This window comes from Paraburkholderia tuberum STM678 (assembly GCF_902833905.1).
GTDB classification, from domain to species: domain Bacteria; phylum Pseudomonadota; class Gammaproteobacteria; order Burkholderiales; family Burkholderiaceae; genus Paraburkholderia; species Paraburkholderia tuberum.
Map to the genome: position 1 here is coordinate 1 of NZ_CADFGP010000074.1, position 14664 is coordinate 14664.

The following is a 14664-nucleotide window of genomic DNA, read 5'->3' on the forward strand; positions in this document are numbered from 1 at the left end:
CGTCGAGATTTACTGCTACGTCGCCCTCAGGAAATTCAGATGGCAGCTCAAAACCCAAAACCGATCCCCTCTTGACAAGCGGAGTCATATCAACCGTTTGCCTGTCCTCGCGAGGCTCGAGGTGTTCGGGCTCCAGCCCGTGGTCGCAGTCCGGTTTTGTATGGATCTTTGATTGCCTCGGTCAGCGCGTCGTCATGGCTGTCGCCCTTGGCACCCACCGTATACTCGATACGCCCGTTGGCCAGGGAGTTGTTGTCCACATTACAATGCTGGAGACTATAATGGTCAAAGGATTAAATTCGACGAAAATTCATTGCGCTATACGCCATGGCCCGAAATAAAACGCAGAACCTTCCCGATCTTTCCTCGCTCCTTACGCCCAAGAATTCACTGATGCTGGCAGTCGAGCGGGCGGTGCTGCGTGGGCAGGACTGGGCGTATGCCTCGGTGCCAATTGCCGAGCAGATCGCTGCCCGGCTGGCCGGGGTCATTACGCTTGACCTGGTGAAGTCGGGGCAACGCTTGCTGGAGAAAGATATCAGCGAGGTGTTGCACGTCAGCCGCGCGCCGGTGCGCGAAGCGATGCGTATTCTGGAGCGGGACCGCCTGGTTGAGTTTCAGGCCAGGCGCGGGGCGATTGTTACGGCGCCCGACGAGAATGAACTTCGGGACATTTTCCGTGTGCGCAGCGTGCTTTACGTCACGATGTTGGAGCAGGTGGCGCGCGAAAGCCCGTCCGAACTCGAGGCGTTGCTGAACGCGCATATGCCAAGGCTAATCAAGGCGGCCGAGGAGTCGGTAGACGCCTATGCTGTGGAAAGCTTCCTCCTGAATTTCAACACGGTCGATCTGTGCCGCAACCGGCTTCTGGTCGATGTCCTGCACTCCATCTCATTGCGAACCCTGCGATATGTCCGGCTAGGATTTGTGGCTAAGCCTCAATCGGTTCGCACATCTTTAAAAGTCTGGAGCGCGCTGCAGAAGGCCGCGATCAAACGGGACAACAAGCTACTGCTTTCCCTTGCAGCCTCGCGGCTGGACGACGCCAGGGATGCTGCCATTCGCGCAATCGTTGCAAAACCGGCAGACAGTCGACCCGCACGTGCCCCAAAGGCGGCGCGGGCCGAAGGAGCCGCCGCCTCTACAGAGTGAGTCGCTCCCGGCGTGCTCTGGACGGTTGAATCCGGATTGCCCGGCGTTCCATCTTTTGGAACGCCGCGGTGGGCTTTCCGCTGCCAGTGACCCGTCTATCGTGGCCGCGATGCGGCACGAATTGATTGGAACATTCCCTGCATAGTGGCGGCACGTTGGGATGTCATGTCGTCGGAATCGACTTCGCTTCGCGCTCATCCATCCTCTCCTGGACGCTGGTACGCTCACCTAATAGCAGACACCCTATACCAGCACCTCCGGTTGTTTGCTACACGCCGATGCGGGGATCATGCTCCGGCGTCAGCGGATTCGCGTACACGCAGAGCATCATGCCGATCCCGCGATCAGGCCACGCACGTTCCACTTTACTTGCGCCGGACCAGCTCGATCCGGTGCGAGAAATCCCTATCGAGGATCGTTTCGTCGTGCCCCCAATATTAGGAACCTTAGCGTTGCTTGGGGTCTACGCCGCTTCGAAACAGTTCGTTTCTGCGCTCAGGCGTGACGTTTCGCGTGCGGATAATAATTAATGTCGCCAAAAATAATTCTCGGTGCTATCCTGAAATCAGTATCCGTCGTCTGGCGCTTCGCAGCCGCAAGGGAGGCTTTGGTGCAACACTTATACGGAGGGTGTTCATGCTGGCGAGCGCCTTCCGCAAGTCATCAAGACGCTTGAAATAAGCGTCGAAATCCAAAGCGCGCGCGGCGATACAAAGAAAGCGTTCGGCGATGCTGGCGGTCAGCAGAAACTACTGCCGGTCCCGGTTTAGCGGTCTTGCTTCACACGGGCCAGACGACGCCAGGCGGCACGATTCAATATGAATTTAGAGAATCATTGGAGGAGACAGAATTGAGCCCTTATACAAGTAACGTAGTGCCGGCCGAGTCGGCGGCGGCTACCAGTGGCGCCCGAGTCTACGCCTGGGTGGTATTTGCATTGATGTTTTGCCTTTTGCTGTCTGACTACATGTCGCGGCAGGCGCTCAATGCCTTGTTTCCGATCTTGAAAGTGCAGTGGCAGCTGACCGATACAAAGCTCGGTTCGATTAGCGGCGTGGTGCCGTTGGCGGTCGGCGTGCTGACCCTCCCATTTTCCATAATCGCGGACCGTTGGGGACGTGTCAAAAGCATTGCACTGATGGCTGTGCTGTGGAGTGTTGCCACGCTCGGGTGCGCGATTGCCAGCAGCTACAACGAGATGTTTCTCGCGCGCATCTTCGTTGGTGTTGGCGAGGCTGCTTACGGAAGTGTCGGACTCGCGATGCTCATGAGCATCTTTCCAAAGCGTCTGCGCTCTACCATTGCCGGCGGCTTTACGTCTGCCGCTGCCTTTGGGTCCGTGCTCGGTGTTTCGCTTTCCGGCGTCGTTGCGACTCGCTTTGGCTGGCGCTGGTCGATGGGCCTGATGGCGGTCTTTGGTTTTGTGCTGGTGATCATTTACTTCTTCGTCGTCTCGGAAAAAAGGCTCGCGCGTGCGCATGCGGCCAATGCGAGCGGAACGCCGGTGGCCGAGCGTCTGAAACTGACGCCCCAAGCGCTTTTCTCTGGTCTGTTTCCGTCCCGTTCCGTCTTTTGTGCGTACCTTGGCAGCGCCCTGCAGATCTTCATTCAGGGCACGCTTTTCGTGTGGCTGCCCAGCTATCTGAATCGCTACTGGGACATGCCTGTCAGCAAGGCGGCCGTAGCGGCGGCCGGCCTTGTCCTTGTCAGCGGCATGGGCCAACTCCTGTGCGGTGTGATCACCGACGGGATCAGCCGGGACTCGTCGCTTAAGCGGTGGAACATGGCCATTGGTTATTGCCTCGTGCTGGGCATCCTGCTGGCGGTCGCGTTCCGCTTGCCACCGGGCAATCTGCAGCTCGCGCTCCTTGCGCCCGCGGTGTTTTTCCTTGCCAGTTCGTTCGGCACATGTAGCGCGATTATTGCTGGGGCAACACCGCCAGCTATCCATGGCTCGGCATTTGCAGCACTGACGCTGTTCAACAATATATTAGGCCTCGCAGCGGGTCCCTTCTTCACCGGTGTGATAGCGGACTCGGTGGGTCTTCAAGGCGCGTTGCGCCTGCTTCCCCTCGCGGCAGTTCTGCCCTTGACGGTGTACCTCATTGGCCGGTGGTGGCACATCGCGGAAGCGCGACGCGGCTGAGCGTGCTGCCGGCGTGGCGAACCTCCTCGACTGGACGGTTTCTGATGTCCATGTTCCGGGTGGTTCGCCTTGATGGGCCAGCTACACCGCTTACGCCGGGCGAGCTTTGTGCTCTGCACAGCATCGATGGCCGGGATCGCATTGCCGCGTGACGTTTCCGTCTTGCCACGGCGGTGCCGGAACTCGCGTGCGAGCCTGGCTGACCATTACCAACGCAGCACATCGATTTTGCCTGCTCGCGGCTATCGATCTGGAAGGTTCACAAACATATGAAACTGTCTTTCGTCCAGAAGCTCTGGCTGCCGCTGATCCTGAGCCTGTTGTGTCTCGCGGGAATATCGATCTACGAAGCGTATCAGACGAGAGAGGTGCGGCTGGACGAGCGCAAGGCGGACCTGAAACACGCGTCGGAGCTCGCCTTGAGTGTCGTCAAGACCTTTGGCGACCAGGTGGCAGCCGGCTCGATGCCCTTAGCGGAAGCGCAGAAACGCGCCATGGACAGCATCCGGAACATGCGGTTCGGCAAAGATGGCTATTTCATGATCCTCAATTCGCAGTCGCACATCCTGATGCACCCGGCGAAAGCGGAGCTGAACGGCATGGATGTCGTCGACTACAAGGATCCGAACGGTGTGTATCTCTTCAGGGAGATGGTCGCGGTCATCAAACACGACGGTAAGGGCTTTACCGCCTATACCGCTGCAAAGCCGGCCGTAGTGAAGACCGCCCCAGATGACCGCTCAAGCCTGCTGTTTTCAATGAAGCGCATGCAGGAGCAACTTATGCAAACGATCGGCGCGATCAAGATCTCGGCCGACTCGATTGCCACCGCCGCTCATCAGATTGCAGCGGGTAACCAGGATCTGTCGCAACGCACCGAAGAGCAGGCCGCCTCGCTCGAGGAAACCGCCTCTAGCATGGAGCAACTGACCTCTACCGTTACCCAGAATGCCGACAATGCGAGTCAGGCCAACCAGCTCGCGGCACAGGCCGCCCGGGTGGCGGAGCAGGGCGGCACCGTGGTGTCACGCGTGGTGGAAACCATGGAAGGCATCAATGCCAGCTCGGACAGGATCGCCAATATCGTTGGCATCATCGAAGGTATCGCCTTCCAGACGAATATCCTTGCGTTGAATGCGGCCGTCGAAGCGGCGCGGGCGGGCGAGCAGGGGCGGGGTTTTGCGGTGGTGGCCTCCGAAGTGCGTTCGTTGGCACAGCGTTCTTCGGCGGCAGCCAAGGAAATCAAGGATCTGATCCGCGATTCCGTCGAACGGGTGCGGACAGGCGCCGGCCATGTACAGGAAGCCGGAACGAAGATGCGCGAGATCACTCACGAGATCCGGCGCGTGACCGACATCATGGGTGAAATCAGCGCTGCGTCGCAGGAACAGAGCAAGGGCATCGGCCAGGTCAACCAGGCCGTCACGCAGATGGACGAAGTCGCACAGCAGAACGCGGCCCTGGTCGAAGAGGCAGCGGCCGCAGCCAGCTCGCTCAAGTCACAGGCAGGCGACCTGAAAACCGCCGTTTCGATGTTCAGGCTGGACGTTTCGCACGACGCCGGCGCCAGGGGGCTGTCGCAGCCCTGAGTTGCGCTCCGACTGCTCATTCGCGCCAGTAAGAGCGTCTTCGCTCGCTATTCACCAGAAACTCCTGCAAATACGGACTTGCTATGTCAAACCTGAATCCATCGCTGCCGCTCGCGGGTGTACGCGTGCTCGATCTTTCCCGCGTACTGGCGGGCCCGTGGTGCGGCATGGTGCTGGGCGACCTCGGCGCCGAAGTCATCAAGGTCGAGCACCCGAAACGCGGCGACGACACGCGCGATTGGGGCTTGCGCGTCGGATCGACCGAGACGGCCTATTTCAATAGCGTCAACCGCAACAAGCGCTCCGTGAGCCTCGACCTGCAAACCGCCGAGGGCCAGCAGATCGCGCGGGATCTGGCTCAGAAGAGCGACGTCGTGATCCAGAACTTCAAGTTCGGCGGCATGGAGAAGCTGGGTCTCGGCTACGAGCAACTGAAGCAGGACCACGAGGATCTGATCTACTGCTCGATTTCCGGCTACGACCGCACGGGACCGGAAGCCGCGCGTCCCGGCTACGATCTGGTGGTTCAGGGCGAGGCCGGGCTGATGGCGCTCAACGGCGAGGCCAACCAGCCCCCGTTGAAGTTCGGGATTGCCGCAGTCGACATGTTCACCGGGATGTACTCGGCCCAGGCCATTCTGGCGGCGCTCTTCGAGCGTCAACGAACCGGCAAGGGATACCACATTGAAATGGCGCTATTCGATTGCGGACTGATGATCACCTCGTATTGCGGGGTGGAAGCGCTGATCTCGGGCGAAGACACGCCGCGTTACGGAAACGCGCATCCTTCAATCGTACCTTACGGTGTGTTCGATGCCGCGGATGGGCCGCTCGTCATCACGGTCGGCAACAATAAACAGTTTGAGCGCTTTTGCCGGGAGGTAATCGAACGGCCCGATCTTGCCGAGGACGATCGCTTTCAGACCAATATCGGCCGCGCCGCGAATCGGGCGGTACTGGTGCCAGAAATCGATCGCGAAATTGGACGAAGAGAGCGCCGCAGTCTGCTCGACCGTTTGACGCAGGCCGGCATTCCATCCGGTGAAGTTCTCGGGCTCCACGAAGCGCTGACCTCGAAGCGCGCGAGGGATGGCGCGCTCGTGACGGCGCATCCGCATCCCGAGGTTGGCAGCACGCAAGTCCTCGCTCCGCCCTGGCGCTTCGACGGCGCGCGCTTGCCGGTACGAACCGCGCCGCCTCGACTGGGGGAGGGCACGGACGACGTGCTCCAGACGTTGCTCGGGCTGTCCGGTGAGCAACTCTCCCGGTTGAAGGCTGACGGCGTCATTTGACGTCGCGCGCGGACCCAACATTGCGCCCCTGATTACGTGATCCGATGCCGGGACTTTTCTCCACGGGATCAAGCCTCCGACCGACATCGCCATTCGTCTCGGGTACGACATGGAGCGTGTGCTGGCGCGTCTGACGGGACGCGTAGTTCAACTGAGCGGGTTTTCGGGAGTGTTGCACGCTTACGCAGACACTCGTCATCATTTTGAGAGAACAGTATGAAGATTCTGGTACCAGTCAAACGCGTGGTCGATTACAACGTGAAAGTCCGAGTCAAGTCGGATGGCATGGGTGTCGACATCGCGAACGTGAAAATGTCGATGAACCCGTTCGACGAAATCGCGGTTGAAGAAGCCGTTCGTCTGCGGGAAGCGGGTGTGGCGACCGAAGTGATCGCCGTGTCGTGCGGTGTGACGCAGTCGCAGGAAACACTGCGTACGGCGCTGGCCATTGGCGCGGACCGCGCGATCCTGATCGAGTCGAACGAAGACCTGCAGCCGCTGGCCGTCGCCAAGCTGCTGAAGGCGCTGGTCGATAAGGAACAGCCTGGGCTGGTCATCCTCGGCAAGCAGGCCATCGACGACGATTCGAACCAGACTGGTCAGATGCTGGCTGCGCTGGCGAATCTGCCGCAAGCCACATTCGCCTCGAAGGTTGTCGTGGCCGACGGTAAGGCTACGGTTTCGCGTGAAGTCGATGGCGGCGCCGAAACGCTGTCGCTGACGTTGCCCGCTGTGATCACGACCGATCTGCGCCTGAACGAGCCGCGTTACGTCACGCTGCCGAACATCATGAAGGCCAAGAAAAAGCCGCTGGAAGTCGTCAAGCCGGAAGACCTTGGTGTTGACGTCACGCCGCGTCTGAAGACGCTGAAAGTCGCCGAGCCGCCGAAGCGCTCCGCCGGCGTGAAGGTGCCGGACGTGAAGACGCTGGTCGAGAAGCTGAAGACCGAAGCCAAGGTGCTGTAAGGGAGACGGACGAAATGACGAATCTGGTAATTGCAGAACACGACAACGCGTCGATCAAGGCCGCGACGCTGAACACGATTGCAGCGGCGCAGAAGATTGGTGGCGATATTCACGTGCTGGTGGCAGGGCACAACGCACAGGCTGCGGCCGATGCAGCGGCGAAGATTGAAGGCGCCAGCAAAGTGCTGCTCGCCGACGCGCCGCAACTTGAAGCAGGTCTCGCTGAGAACATCGAAGCGACGGTGCTGAACATCGCGAAGGACTACACGCACATCCTCGCGCCGGCAACTGCTTACGGCAAGAACATCGCGCCGCGCATCGCCGCGAAGCTCGATGTCGCGCAGATCAGCGACATCACCGCAGTGGATTCCGCCGACACGTTCGAGCGCCCGATCTACGCCGGTAACGCGATCGCAACGGTGCAATCGCAAGACCCGATCAAGGTCATCACGGTGCGCACGACCGGTTTCGACGCCGTGGCGGCCGAAGGCGGCAGCGCATCGGTGGAGAAGATCGAAGCGGCAGCAGACAGCGGCATCTCGCAGTTCGTTAGCCGTGAGGTGACGAAGCTGGACCGTCCGGAACTGACCTCGGCGAAGATCATCGTCTCGGGTGGCCGCGGTCTGGGCAACGGCGAGAACTACACGAAGGTTCTGGAGCCGCTGGCCGACAAGCTGAACGCCGCGCTGGGCGCATCGCGCGCGGCAGTCGATGCGGGCTTCGTGCCGAACGACTACCAGGTCGGCCAGACCGGCAAGATCGTCGCGCCGCAACTGTACGTGGCCGTCGGTATCTCGGGTGCAATCCAGCATTTGGCCGGCATGAAGGACTCGAAGGTCATCGTGGCGATCAACAAGGACCCGGAAGCGCCGATTTTCAGCGTCGCCGATTATGGTCTGGTGGGCGATCTGTTCACGATCGTGCCGGAACTCGTTAGCGAGCTCGGCTAACCACCACTAACGCAACACTTCCTCATGAGACTCCATCCTGAATGTGAGCAGGTTCGGGCCCAGGCTCGCCGGCGCGGGCGGCTTCATCAACATCTCGCAGGCTGCGAAGAAGGTTGTGTTTGTCGGAACCTTCACTGCTGGCCGGCTGCGGCTCACCGTCGGCAACGGCAAGCTCGGGATCGTCGAGGAGGGCGCCGCGCGCAAGTTCGTGAACGAAGTGGAGCACCGCACCTGCAATGGCCGTTATCTTTGAAAGCGCGGAGGAGGCGCAGGCGCATCTGCGCGAACTAGGGCAGGCGGACCAATCCTGACGTATGTTGCGGGCAAACTCGCCCGCAACATGACTTCATGGTGAAGCCCTTGAAAGGGCTGGGCCTAAAGGACCTTGCCGGTCACGCGCCCATCACTTCCGGCGGGTGCCTCGCGACGTAGCGCCCCGGCGCTGGCTCGATCGGCTTGTATTTCGCATTGCCCGCCCGCTTAGGCGCTTTGATCTGCTTGCCCGCATGCGGTTTCAGCCAGTTAATCCAGTGCGTCCACCAGCTTCCCGGCTGCGACTTCGCCGTCGCAAGCCATGCCTGCGGGTCATCGCCGAGCGTGCCGTCGACCCAGAAGCTGCGCTTGTTCTTCGATGCCGGATTGATGACGCCCGCGATATGTCCGCTCGCGCCAAGCACGAATTGCGTCTCGCCGCCCACCAGTTGCGTCGAGCGATACGCGCCCTGCCACGGAACAATGTGATCTTCCTGCGTGCCGAAGATATAGCTCGGCATGTCGATCCGCCCAAGGTCCACCGGCGTGCCGCACATCGAGAGCCGCCCTGCCTTGCACAGGTTGTTCTCGAGATACATGTTGCGCAGATACCAGGCGTACATCGGGCCGGGGAGGTTGGTATCGTCGGCATTCCAGTACAACAGGTCGAAGGCCTGCGGCGCACGGCCCTTCAGGTAGTTGTTGACGACATACGGCCAGATGAGATCGTTGGCACGCAGGGTCTGGAAGACGAAGCCAAGTTCGCCGCCCGGATAGATGCCGCCGCGCCCGATGGTCTGCTCGCGCTGCGACACGCCCTGTTCATCAATGAACACGCCGAGATCGCCCGGGTCGCTGAAATCGAGCATGGTCGTGAGCAGCGTGAGGCTTGCCACCGGCTCGTCGCCGCGCGCGCGCAGCACCGCGAGCGCTGACGACAGGATCGTGCCGCCCACGCACCAGCCGACCGCGTTGACCTTGTCAGCGCCGCAGATCGCGCGCCCGACCTCGATCGCCTTGATCGCGCCCTTTTCAATGTAGTCGTCCCAGGTGATGTGGCCCAGGTCCGCGTCAGGGTCGCGCCACGACACGAGGAACACCGTCTGCCCCTGTTCGCACGCGAAACGCACGAACGAGTTCTCCGGCTGGAGGTCGAGGATGTAGAACTTGTTGATGCAGGGCGGCACGATCACGAGCGGCCGCTCGGCGACCTCGTCGGTGAGTGGTGCGTACTGGATCAGCTGGAACAGTTCGTTCTCAAACACCACCGAGCCTTTTGACACGGCCACGTTGCGGCCTACCTCGAAGGCAGTTTCATCGGTGATCGAGATCCGGCCGCGCTTCAGGTCTTCGAGCAGATTGGCGAAACCGGTTCGCACGCTCTCGCCCCGCGTCTGAAGCGCGGTTTTCATCGCCTCGGGGTTGGTGGCGGCGAAGTTGGCCGGGCTCATCGAGTCGATGAACTGACGCGCGTAGAAACGCAGCTTGTGCTTTTCCTTCTCACCGAGGGCCGTCGCTTCGACCATGTCGCTGAGCAGGCGCGAGTTGAGCAGGTATGTCTGCTTCAGAAGACTGTACCAGGCATTGTCGTTCCAGGCGTCCGCGCTGAACCGCCGGTCACCGCGCTCGGGCTGAACGGTCGGCGCCGGGGCTTTCCCGGTAGCGCTCGCGACCATGCCCATGTACAAGGCCATCTGCTGCTGCCAGTAATGGGCTTGCGCCTGGGTCAATGCCAACGCCGGCACCGGCGTGCTTCCTGCGCTGGCGGGTGCATCACCGCTCATGCCGGTGAAGGCGTGCAGCAGGCTCTGCCCGGATTTGAAGAAACCCTGGACGAACTCGTCCGGCATATTGAACGGGGAAACCATGCTATCTCCTGAGTCCCGTCGTCAGCATCTCTTAACTCCCTCCTGGCGGCGAGTGTCCCGGCTGACGAGCTTCTGAATTGAATGGGTCAAGCCCCAGATTCCTGTCCCGGCTCAATATACCGCAGCTTGAGTTGCAGTATGCACCGTGCGCACTGGCCGCGACCCAAAGTCATCCGCACGGCGCACGCCATGCGCAGGCGCCTCCTTTGATCTCCTATGCAGAAGGTCGCCTGGCCGTGTGCTTACCCGGTCGCCAGACCATGTGCCTGATCTGTCGAGTGCGAGCGGGTAAGTGGAGCAAGATCGAAACGCTTGTCGAACTCATCGACGAGATAGCTGCCGATCGGCAACGCGGAGGTCGCCGCCGGTGAAGGTGCGTTGCATACGTGCAGGCTGCGCTGTGACGAACGGATCAGGAAGTCATGCACCATGCTGCCGTCCGCCATCACAGCCTGCGCGCGCCAGCGCCAGCACGGCGTTTGGACCCACCGTGATATATCCTCCGATCATGCGCGTCAGGTGCACGCCGAGAAAGGGCAGCTCAGGATCTGGCACCGGATAGATCAGGTGCTTCACGATGTCGTTCTTCGACGCCGGCAACCGATAGTATTCGCCGCGAAACGGCACGATCCGAAAATCGAGATCGACATTGCACATCTTCGCGAGGCGATCCGCCATCAGCCCTGCGCAGACGATGGCGTGCTTTGCCCGGAAGCGGCCGCCCGAGGTCTCCACAGTAATGCCGTTTTCGTCCTCGTGGAGCGCGTCGACACGCTGGTTCAGCAGAATCTGCGCGCCTTGCTCCTGCGCGAGTCGCGCCATCGTCATGGTCATGCCCGGATAGTCCGCGATGCCGCTCGACGCCACGCGGATCGCCGCGCGACCCGCGATGCGCGGCTCAAGTTCCCTCAACGCCGCCTCATCGAGCATCTGTGGTTCGAGCCGGTTCTGCTCGCAACGTGCGTAGAGCGCATTCAGCCTTTCGATTTCGACGTGTTCGGTCGCGACGATCAGCTTGCCGCATTGCTCGACCCGCACGTCATGGCGGCGGGCGAACTCATAGGTCGCGGCGGCACCTCGCCTGCAGAACTCGGCCTTGAGGCTTCCCGGCGCGTAGTACACGCCGGCGTGGATCACGCCGCTGTTGTGACTGGACTGGTGAGCTGCGAGTGAGGCCTCCTTCTCGAGCAGCAGCACGCTCAGTCCCGGATGACGTTCGATCAGTTGCGTGGCCGTCGATACACCGACGATGCCACCGCCTACGATAAGGACGTCGGCGTCATAGCCGCGGTGATGCTGGACGGTTGTCATTTTGAGAACACTCCGCGTTGGCGCATCAGTTCACGATGAAGCGCCGGATCCTTCTTGAACGGCGCCCGGCCGTGCAGCCAGAAATAATTGTTGAGGACCACGAGGTCGCCCACGGGAAGCGGTACCTCGCGCGTCGCGGAGGACGCTTCCATCGACGCCGACAAGTCGTGCAGATAAACCGCTTCGGCGGATGAACGGGGCTGCACGAATTGATCGATGAACGACATCGCCAGGCCATACTCGGTCTGGAAGAACACGGGGCGTTCGACTTGCGCATCGACGTTCTTCGAGCCGGGCGCCTTGTAGAGAAATGGCCGGGTGCCGAGTGGATTGTTGAGGAAAGTGTCGCGCTCGCTCCAGTCGTCGAGATGCATGAAGCGCGACTCGCCGCCGAGCGCGTTCTTTTCCGCGAACTTCATCATGAGCAGCCATTCGGTCGGCTCTTCGACAAAGGTTCCGTCTGTGTGCAGCGTGAACAGGCGGTATGCCTGACGCAGGTATGAGTCGCTGTTGTCCGTGTCCTTCACGAGGAAGCGCGCGTAATACGTGCCGGACATCGCGTCGTGATTCGCCGGTCCAAGCAGGTACCCGACTGCCGTTCCGAAAAGGACGAAATCGCGAGGATCGGTGGTCCCGTCCTGGACGCCTAACGTGAATCCGCCGGTGGATCGGTCCCGCACGAGTTGCCGAAGGGCCGGGGCGAAACTGTCGCCGACTGCGCGCTCGAGTGCGTCCGCAACCATAAAGCGCATGAACGGTACGTACTCGAGGTTCTGGAGGTCGATGTCTTTGACTGAAGAGAAGAATTTCTGCAACGCGTCACGTTGCACCGTGATATGACGCAGACGTTCGTGATGCGGATGACGCTCGATCGAAAACTTCAGTTGCGAATCGACCGATGCGGCCATCGGCAATGCGGTGACAGAGCTCATGAATGTGTCCTTGTGAAGAAAGTATGGTTATTTGACTCCTTATCTGTGATTCGTTAAATACGTATAAACTGTTTTTTTATTTGCAAATCGAGATTAAAGATGATCGATAGCCGGCAACTCAAACTATTCGTCGCATTGGCCGAAGATTTGCACTTCGCTCGCACAGCCGACCGGCTCGATATCGCACAATCGGTGCTCAGCCAGCAGATCAAGAGGCTCGAAACCGATCTCGGCGTACGGCTGCTCAACCGCAACAAACGTGCGGCGATCACGCTAACCAATGCAGGCGACGTTTTTCTGTTCGAAGCCAAGGCCGCACTGCGGCAACTGGAGCGCGCCGACCGCATCGGGCGTCTGGCCGCAAGAGGAGAAGCAGGTCACGTTTCGCTCGGCTATATCGGCTCGGCCGTTACGACCGGGCTGCTGCCCGATACGCTCAAGGCATTCAGGATGGCGAGCCCGGACGTCCGCATGCACATCGTGGCGATGGAAACACCGACGCAACTGGAACGTTTGTCGGACGAGACCCTCGATGTCGGTTTCATTCGGCCTCGCGCGCACTATCCCGACGGGGTCACAGCCAAAGTCGTTCAGCGCGAACGCTTGCTGATTGCTCTGCCGGCGGACAGCCCACTCGTGCGCGCGAAAGCCGTGAAGGCTTCCCAGTTGCGGAGGATGTCATTCATTGCGCCGCAGTTCAATGAGGCGGCCGGCTTCGCGGAGGATCTCGCCAGACTTGGCCGCGTCGGTGGGTTCGACGCGCAACCGGAGTATCGGGTCAACGATTTCATTACTGCGGTCAGCATGGCGTCTGCGGGCTACGGGGTAGCCCTCGTGCCTCAATCCATCCAGGGATTCGCCCAACCCGACGTGGTGTTCAAACCTTTAAGCGACTTCGAAGATCAGGTCGAACTCGCAGTGGCGTATCGTGTTCGCGAGCATTCGCCTTGCGTGCGGGGGTTCATCGATACAGCGCTGTCATACGGCGGCCTCGCTAAGCGCCAGGGGACGAGTTGACACTGGGCTACAGCACCCCCGGTTCCTTCACGCGCTGGATCAGCCGTCCTCGGCGATACACATGGCTTAGTAAAGGGTTATGCCCTTCTCGCCGGCGCAGGTGCTGTCTGTCTGTGCACTGCGCCGCGCGCCGCCCGGCTCTCCTTGGCGCTGCAACCGAATTGCGTGTGATACCAGCGGGAGAATGCGCTCGGAGCGGAAAAACCGAGTAGGGTCGCCACCTCGGTCAACGGACGATCGCTCTCGATGACATGACGCGTGCTGAGTTCCTTGCGGACGTCGTTGACGATCGACGAGAAGCTCTGCCCCTGTTCCGCCAGCCGGCGCTGGACTGTGCGGCACACCACGCCGAGGTGCTCGGCCACCTGTTCGATGCCGCAGCGTCCACTGGGTAACAGCAGCAAGATCGTGCGCCGCACGTCCTCAAGCACGGTCGCCTGCTTCGACGCGACAGACGCGTCTAGCAACTGCTGCGCGTAGCGCACCATCGCGGGATCGGCTGACGGGTTGCGTGCGTCGAGATCGCCCTTCGCGCAGATGATGCAGTTGAAGTCATAGTTGAACTCGACGCAACCGCCAAAAAACCGTTGGTGTGTACTCGTGTCGTGCGGCGCCGGATGTTCGAAGCACACCCGCCGCGGTTGCCAGTCGGCCTTGAGGAGCTGGCGTATCAACCGCACCATGACACCTAGCGCCAGTTCGACCCTTTGGCGCGTCGGCTGATGCGCATTGCCCGCAATGACCGCTTCGCGAATGATGACCAGTTCACCGCATTCCTCGACCGCCAGCGAAAGTGCATCGTTGAGCAAGGACTGATAGCGCATCAGCATGTCAAGCGAGTCGCGCAGCGTCGCCTGGTCGCGGATCAGCAATCCTACCGCCCCAAGATTGGACAACCGGCGCGACTCGGCCATGCACAGTCCGAAACTCTCGTTGCCCGACATGGTTGCAGAGGCATGCAGCAGTTGCCCGACACGCTCGACCGGAATCATGAGGTCCGGCTCGCGCAGTACGCCCGGGCTTAACCCCGCGTCAAGGAGCATCCGCACCGGGTCCAGTCCGGCGGCACGAGCGACCTCGCTGTAGTTGGTGAGGCTCGCAGCGCGGACAAGTGACGACATCTGAGAGCTGAATAGAAGACTGGCACAGAATGGTAAGTCCCTGTCATGTAATGTCAAGCGGGGGAAAC

At 60.8% G+C, this 14664-nt stretch carries 12 protein-coding genes and 1 pseudogene; 8 read left to right on the forward strand and 5 right to left on the reverse strand.

The annotated features are described in order from the left end of the window. Positions 1 to 327 precede the first annotated feature (327 nt). The 7 genes and pseudogenes from HWY30_RS35945 to HWY30_RS35975 all read left to right on the forward strand — a co-directional run. Positions 328 to 1152 carry a GntR family transcriptional regulator gene (locus HWY30_RS35945; RefSeq protein WP_090806697.1) on the forward strand — a complete coding sequence of 275 codons (825 nt, stop codon included), beginning with the start codon at positions 328 to 330 and terminating at the stop codon, positions 1150 to 1152. A gap of 850 nt (positions 1153 to 2002) precedes the next feature. Further along, positions 2003 to 3298, forward strand: a complete 1296-nt coding sequence (locus HWY30_RS35950; protein ID WP_279613324.1) for an MFS transporter — start codon at positions 2003 to 2005, stop codon at positions 3296 to 3298. Between the two features lie 269 nt (positions 3299 to 3567). Beyond that, positions 3568 to 4887 (forward strand): methyl-accepting chemotaxis protein, encoded by a 1320-nt coding sequence (locus HWY30_RS35955; protein ID WP_090806694.1) that lies wholly within the window; start codon positions 3568 to 3570, stop codon positions 4885 to 4887. Between the two features lie 83 nt (positions 4888 to 4970). Next, positions 4971 to 6179 (forward strand): CaiB/BaiF CoA transferase family protein, encoded by a 1209-nt coding sequence (locus HWY30_RS35960; protein ID WP_090806692.1) that lies wholly within the window; start codon positions 4971 to 4973, stop codon positions 6177 to 6179. Between the two features lie 216 nt (positions 6180 to 6395). After that, a complete protein-coding gene (locus HWY30_RS35965) occupies positions 6396 to 7145 on the forward strand; it encodes an electron transfer flavoprotein subunit beta/FixA family protein (RefSeq protein WP_090806690.1) in 750 nt (249 codons plus the stop codon). Between the two features lie 14 nt (positions 7146 to 7159). Then, positions 7160 to 8095: an electron transfer flavoprotein subunit alpha/FixB family protein gene (locus tag HWY30_RS35970; protein ID WP_090806688.1), complete on the forward strand. Its 936-nt coding sequence runs from the start codon at positions 7160 to 7162 to the stop codon at positions 8093 to 8095. 37 nt (positions 8096 to 8132) lie between these two features. Next, positions 8133 to 8342 (forward strand): annotated as a pseudogene (locus tag HWY30_RS35975) (acyl CoA:acetate/3-ketoacid CoA transferase); the annotation flags it as partial. Positions 8343 to 8487: 145 nt separating this feature from the next. Here HWY30_RS35975 and HWY30_RS35980 read toward each other — a convergent pair. The 4 genes from HWY30_RS35980 to glaH form a co-directional block, all read right to left on the reverse strand. Then, positions 8488 to 10215, reverse strand: coding sequence for a PHA/PHB synthase family protein (locus tag HWY30_RS35980; protein ID WP_090806685.1), 1728 nt, complete (start codon positions 10213 to 10215; stop codon positions 8488 to 8490). Between the two features lie 242 nt (positions 10216 to 10457). Then, positions 10458 to 10661 carry a hypothetical protein gene (locus tag HWY30_RS41185; RefSeq protein ID WP_208524355.1) on the reverse strand — a complete coding sequence of 68 codons (204 nt, stop codon included), beginning with the start codon at positions 10659 to 10661 and terminating at the stop codon, positions 10458 to 10460. Further along, entirely contained in the window at positions 10636 to 11526 is an 891-nt protein-coding gene (gene lhgO / locus HWY30_RS35985; protein ID WP_208524356.1) for an L-2-hydroxyglutarate oxidase, read from the reverse strand. Before lhgO ends, HWY30_RS41185 begins: the two co-directional genes overlap by 26 nt. After that, positions 11523 to 12458, reverse strand: a complete 936-nt coding sequence (gene glaH / locus HWY30_RS35990) for a glutarate dioxygenase GlaH (RefSeq protein WP_090806683.1) — start codon at positions 12456 to 12458, stop codon at positions 11523 to 11525. Before glaH ends, lhgO begins: the two co-directional genes overlap by 4 nt. Before the next feature lie 99 nt (positions 12459 to 12557). Here glaH and HWY30_RS35995 point away from each other — a divergent pair, with 99 nt between their 5' ends. Continuing rightward, positions 12558 to 13475, forward strand: coding sequence for a LysR substrate-binding domain-containing protein (locus HWY30_RS35995; protein WP_090806682.1), 918 nt, complete (start codon positions 12558 to 12560; stop codon positions 13473 to 13475). A gap of 77 nt (positions 13476 to 13552) precedes the next feature. Here the strand turns inward: HWY30_RS35995 and HWY30_RS36000 are convergent, their stop codons facing one another. Beyond that, positions 13553 to 14596, reverse strand: coding sequence for an AraC family transcriptional regulator (locus tag HWY30_RS36000; protein ID WP_090806680.1), 1044 nt, complete (start codon positions 14594 to 14596; stop codon positions 13553 to 13555). Between the last annotated feature and the right edge of the window lie 68 nt (positions 14597 to 14664).

What these genes read in the sequence shown, in the direction of transcription:
- HWY30_RS35965 (WP_090806690.1), top strand. Translation starts at nt 6,396, where the DNA reads ATGAAGATTCTGGTACCAGTCAAACGCGTGGTCGATTACAACGTGAAA.
- HWY30_RS35980 (WP_090806685.1), bottom strand. Translation starts at nt 10,215, where the DNA reads ATGGTTTCCCCGTTCAATATGCCGGACGAGTTCGTCCAGGGTTTCTTC.
- HWY30_RS41185 (WP_208524355.1), bottom strand. Translation starts at nt 10,661, where the DNA reads ATGGCGGACGGCAGCATGGTGCATGACTTCCTGATCCGTTCGTCACAG.
- glaH (WP_090806683.1), bottom strand. Translation starts at nt 12,458, where the DNA reads ATGAGCTCTGTCACCGCATTGCCGATGGCCGCATCGGTCGATTCGCAA.
- HWY30_RS36000 (WP_090806680.1), bottom strand. Translation starts at nt 14,596, where the DNA reads ATGTCGTCACTTGTCCGCGCTGCGAGCCTCACCAACTACAGCGAGGTC.
- HWY30_RS35960 (WP_090806692.1), top strand. Translation starts at nt 4,971, where the DNA reads ATGTCAAACCTGAATCCATCGCTGCCGCTCGCGGGTGTACGCGTGCTC.
- HWY30_RS35945 (WP_090806697.1), top strand. Translation starts at nt 328, where the DNA reads ATGGCCCGAAATAAAACGCAGAACCTTCCCGATCTTTCCTCGCTCCTT.
- HWY30_RS35970 (WP_090806688.1), top strand. Translation starts at nt 7,160, where the DNA reads ATGACGAATCTGGTAATTGCAGAACACGACAACGCGTCGATCAAGGCC.
- HWY30_RS35995 (WP_090806682.1), top strand. Translation starts at nt 12,558, where the DNA reads ATGATCGATAGCCGGCAACTCAAACTATTCGTCGCATTGGCCGAAGAT.
- HWY30_RS35955 (WP_090806694.1), top strand. Translation starts at nt 3,568, where the DNA reads ATGAAACTGTCTTTCGTCCAGAAGCTCTGGCTGCCGCTGATCCTGAGC.
- lhgO (WP_208524356.1), bottom strand. Translation starts at nt 11,526, where the DNA reads ATGACAACCGTCCAGCATCACCGCGGCTATGACGCCGACGTCCTTATC.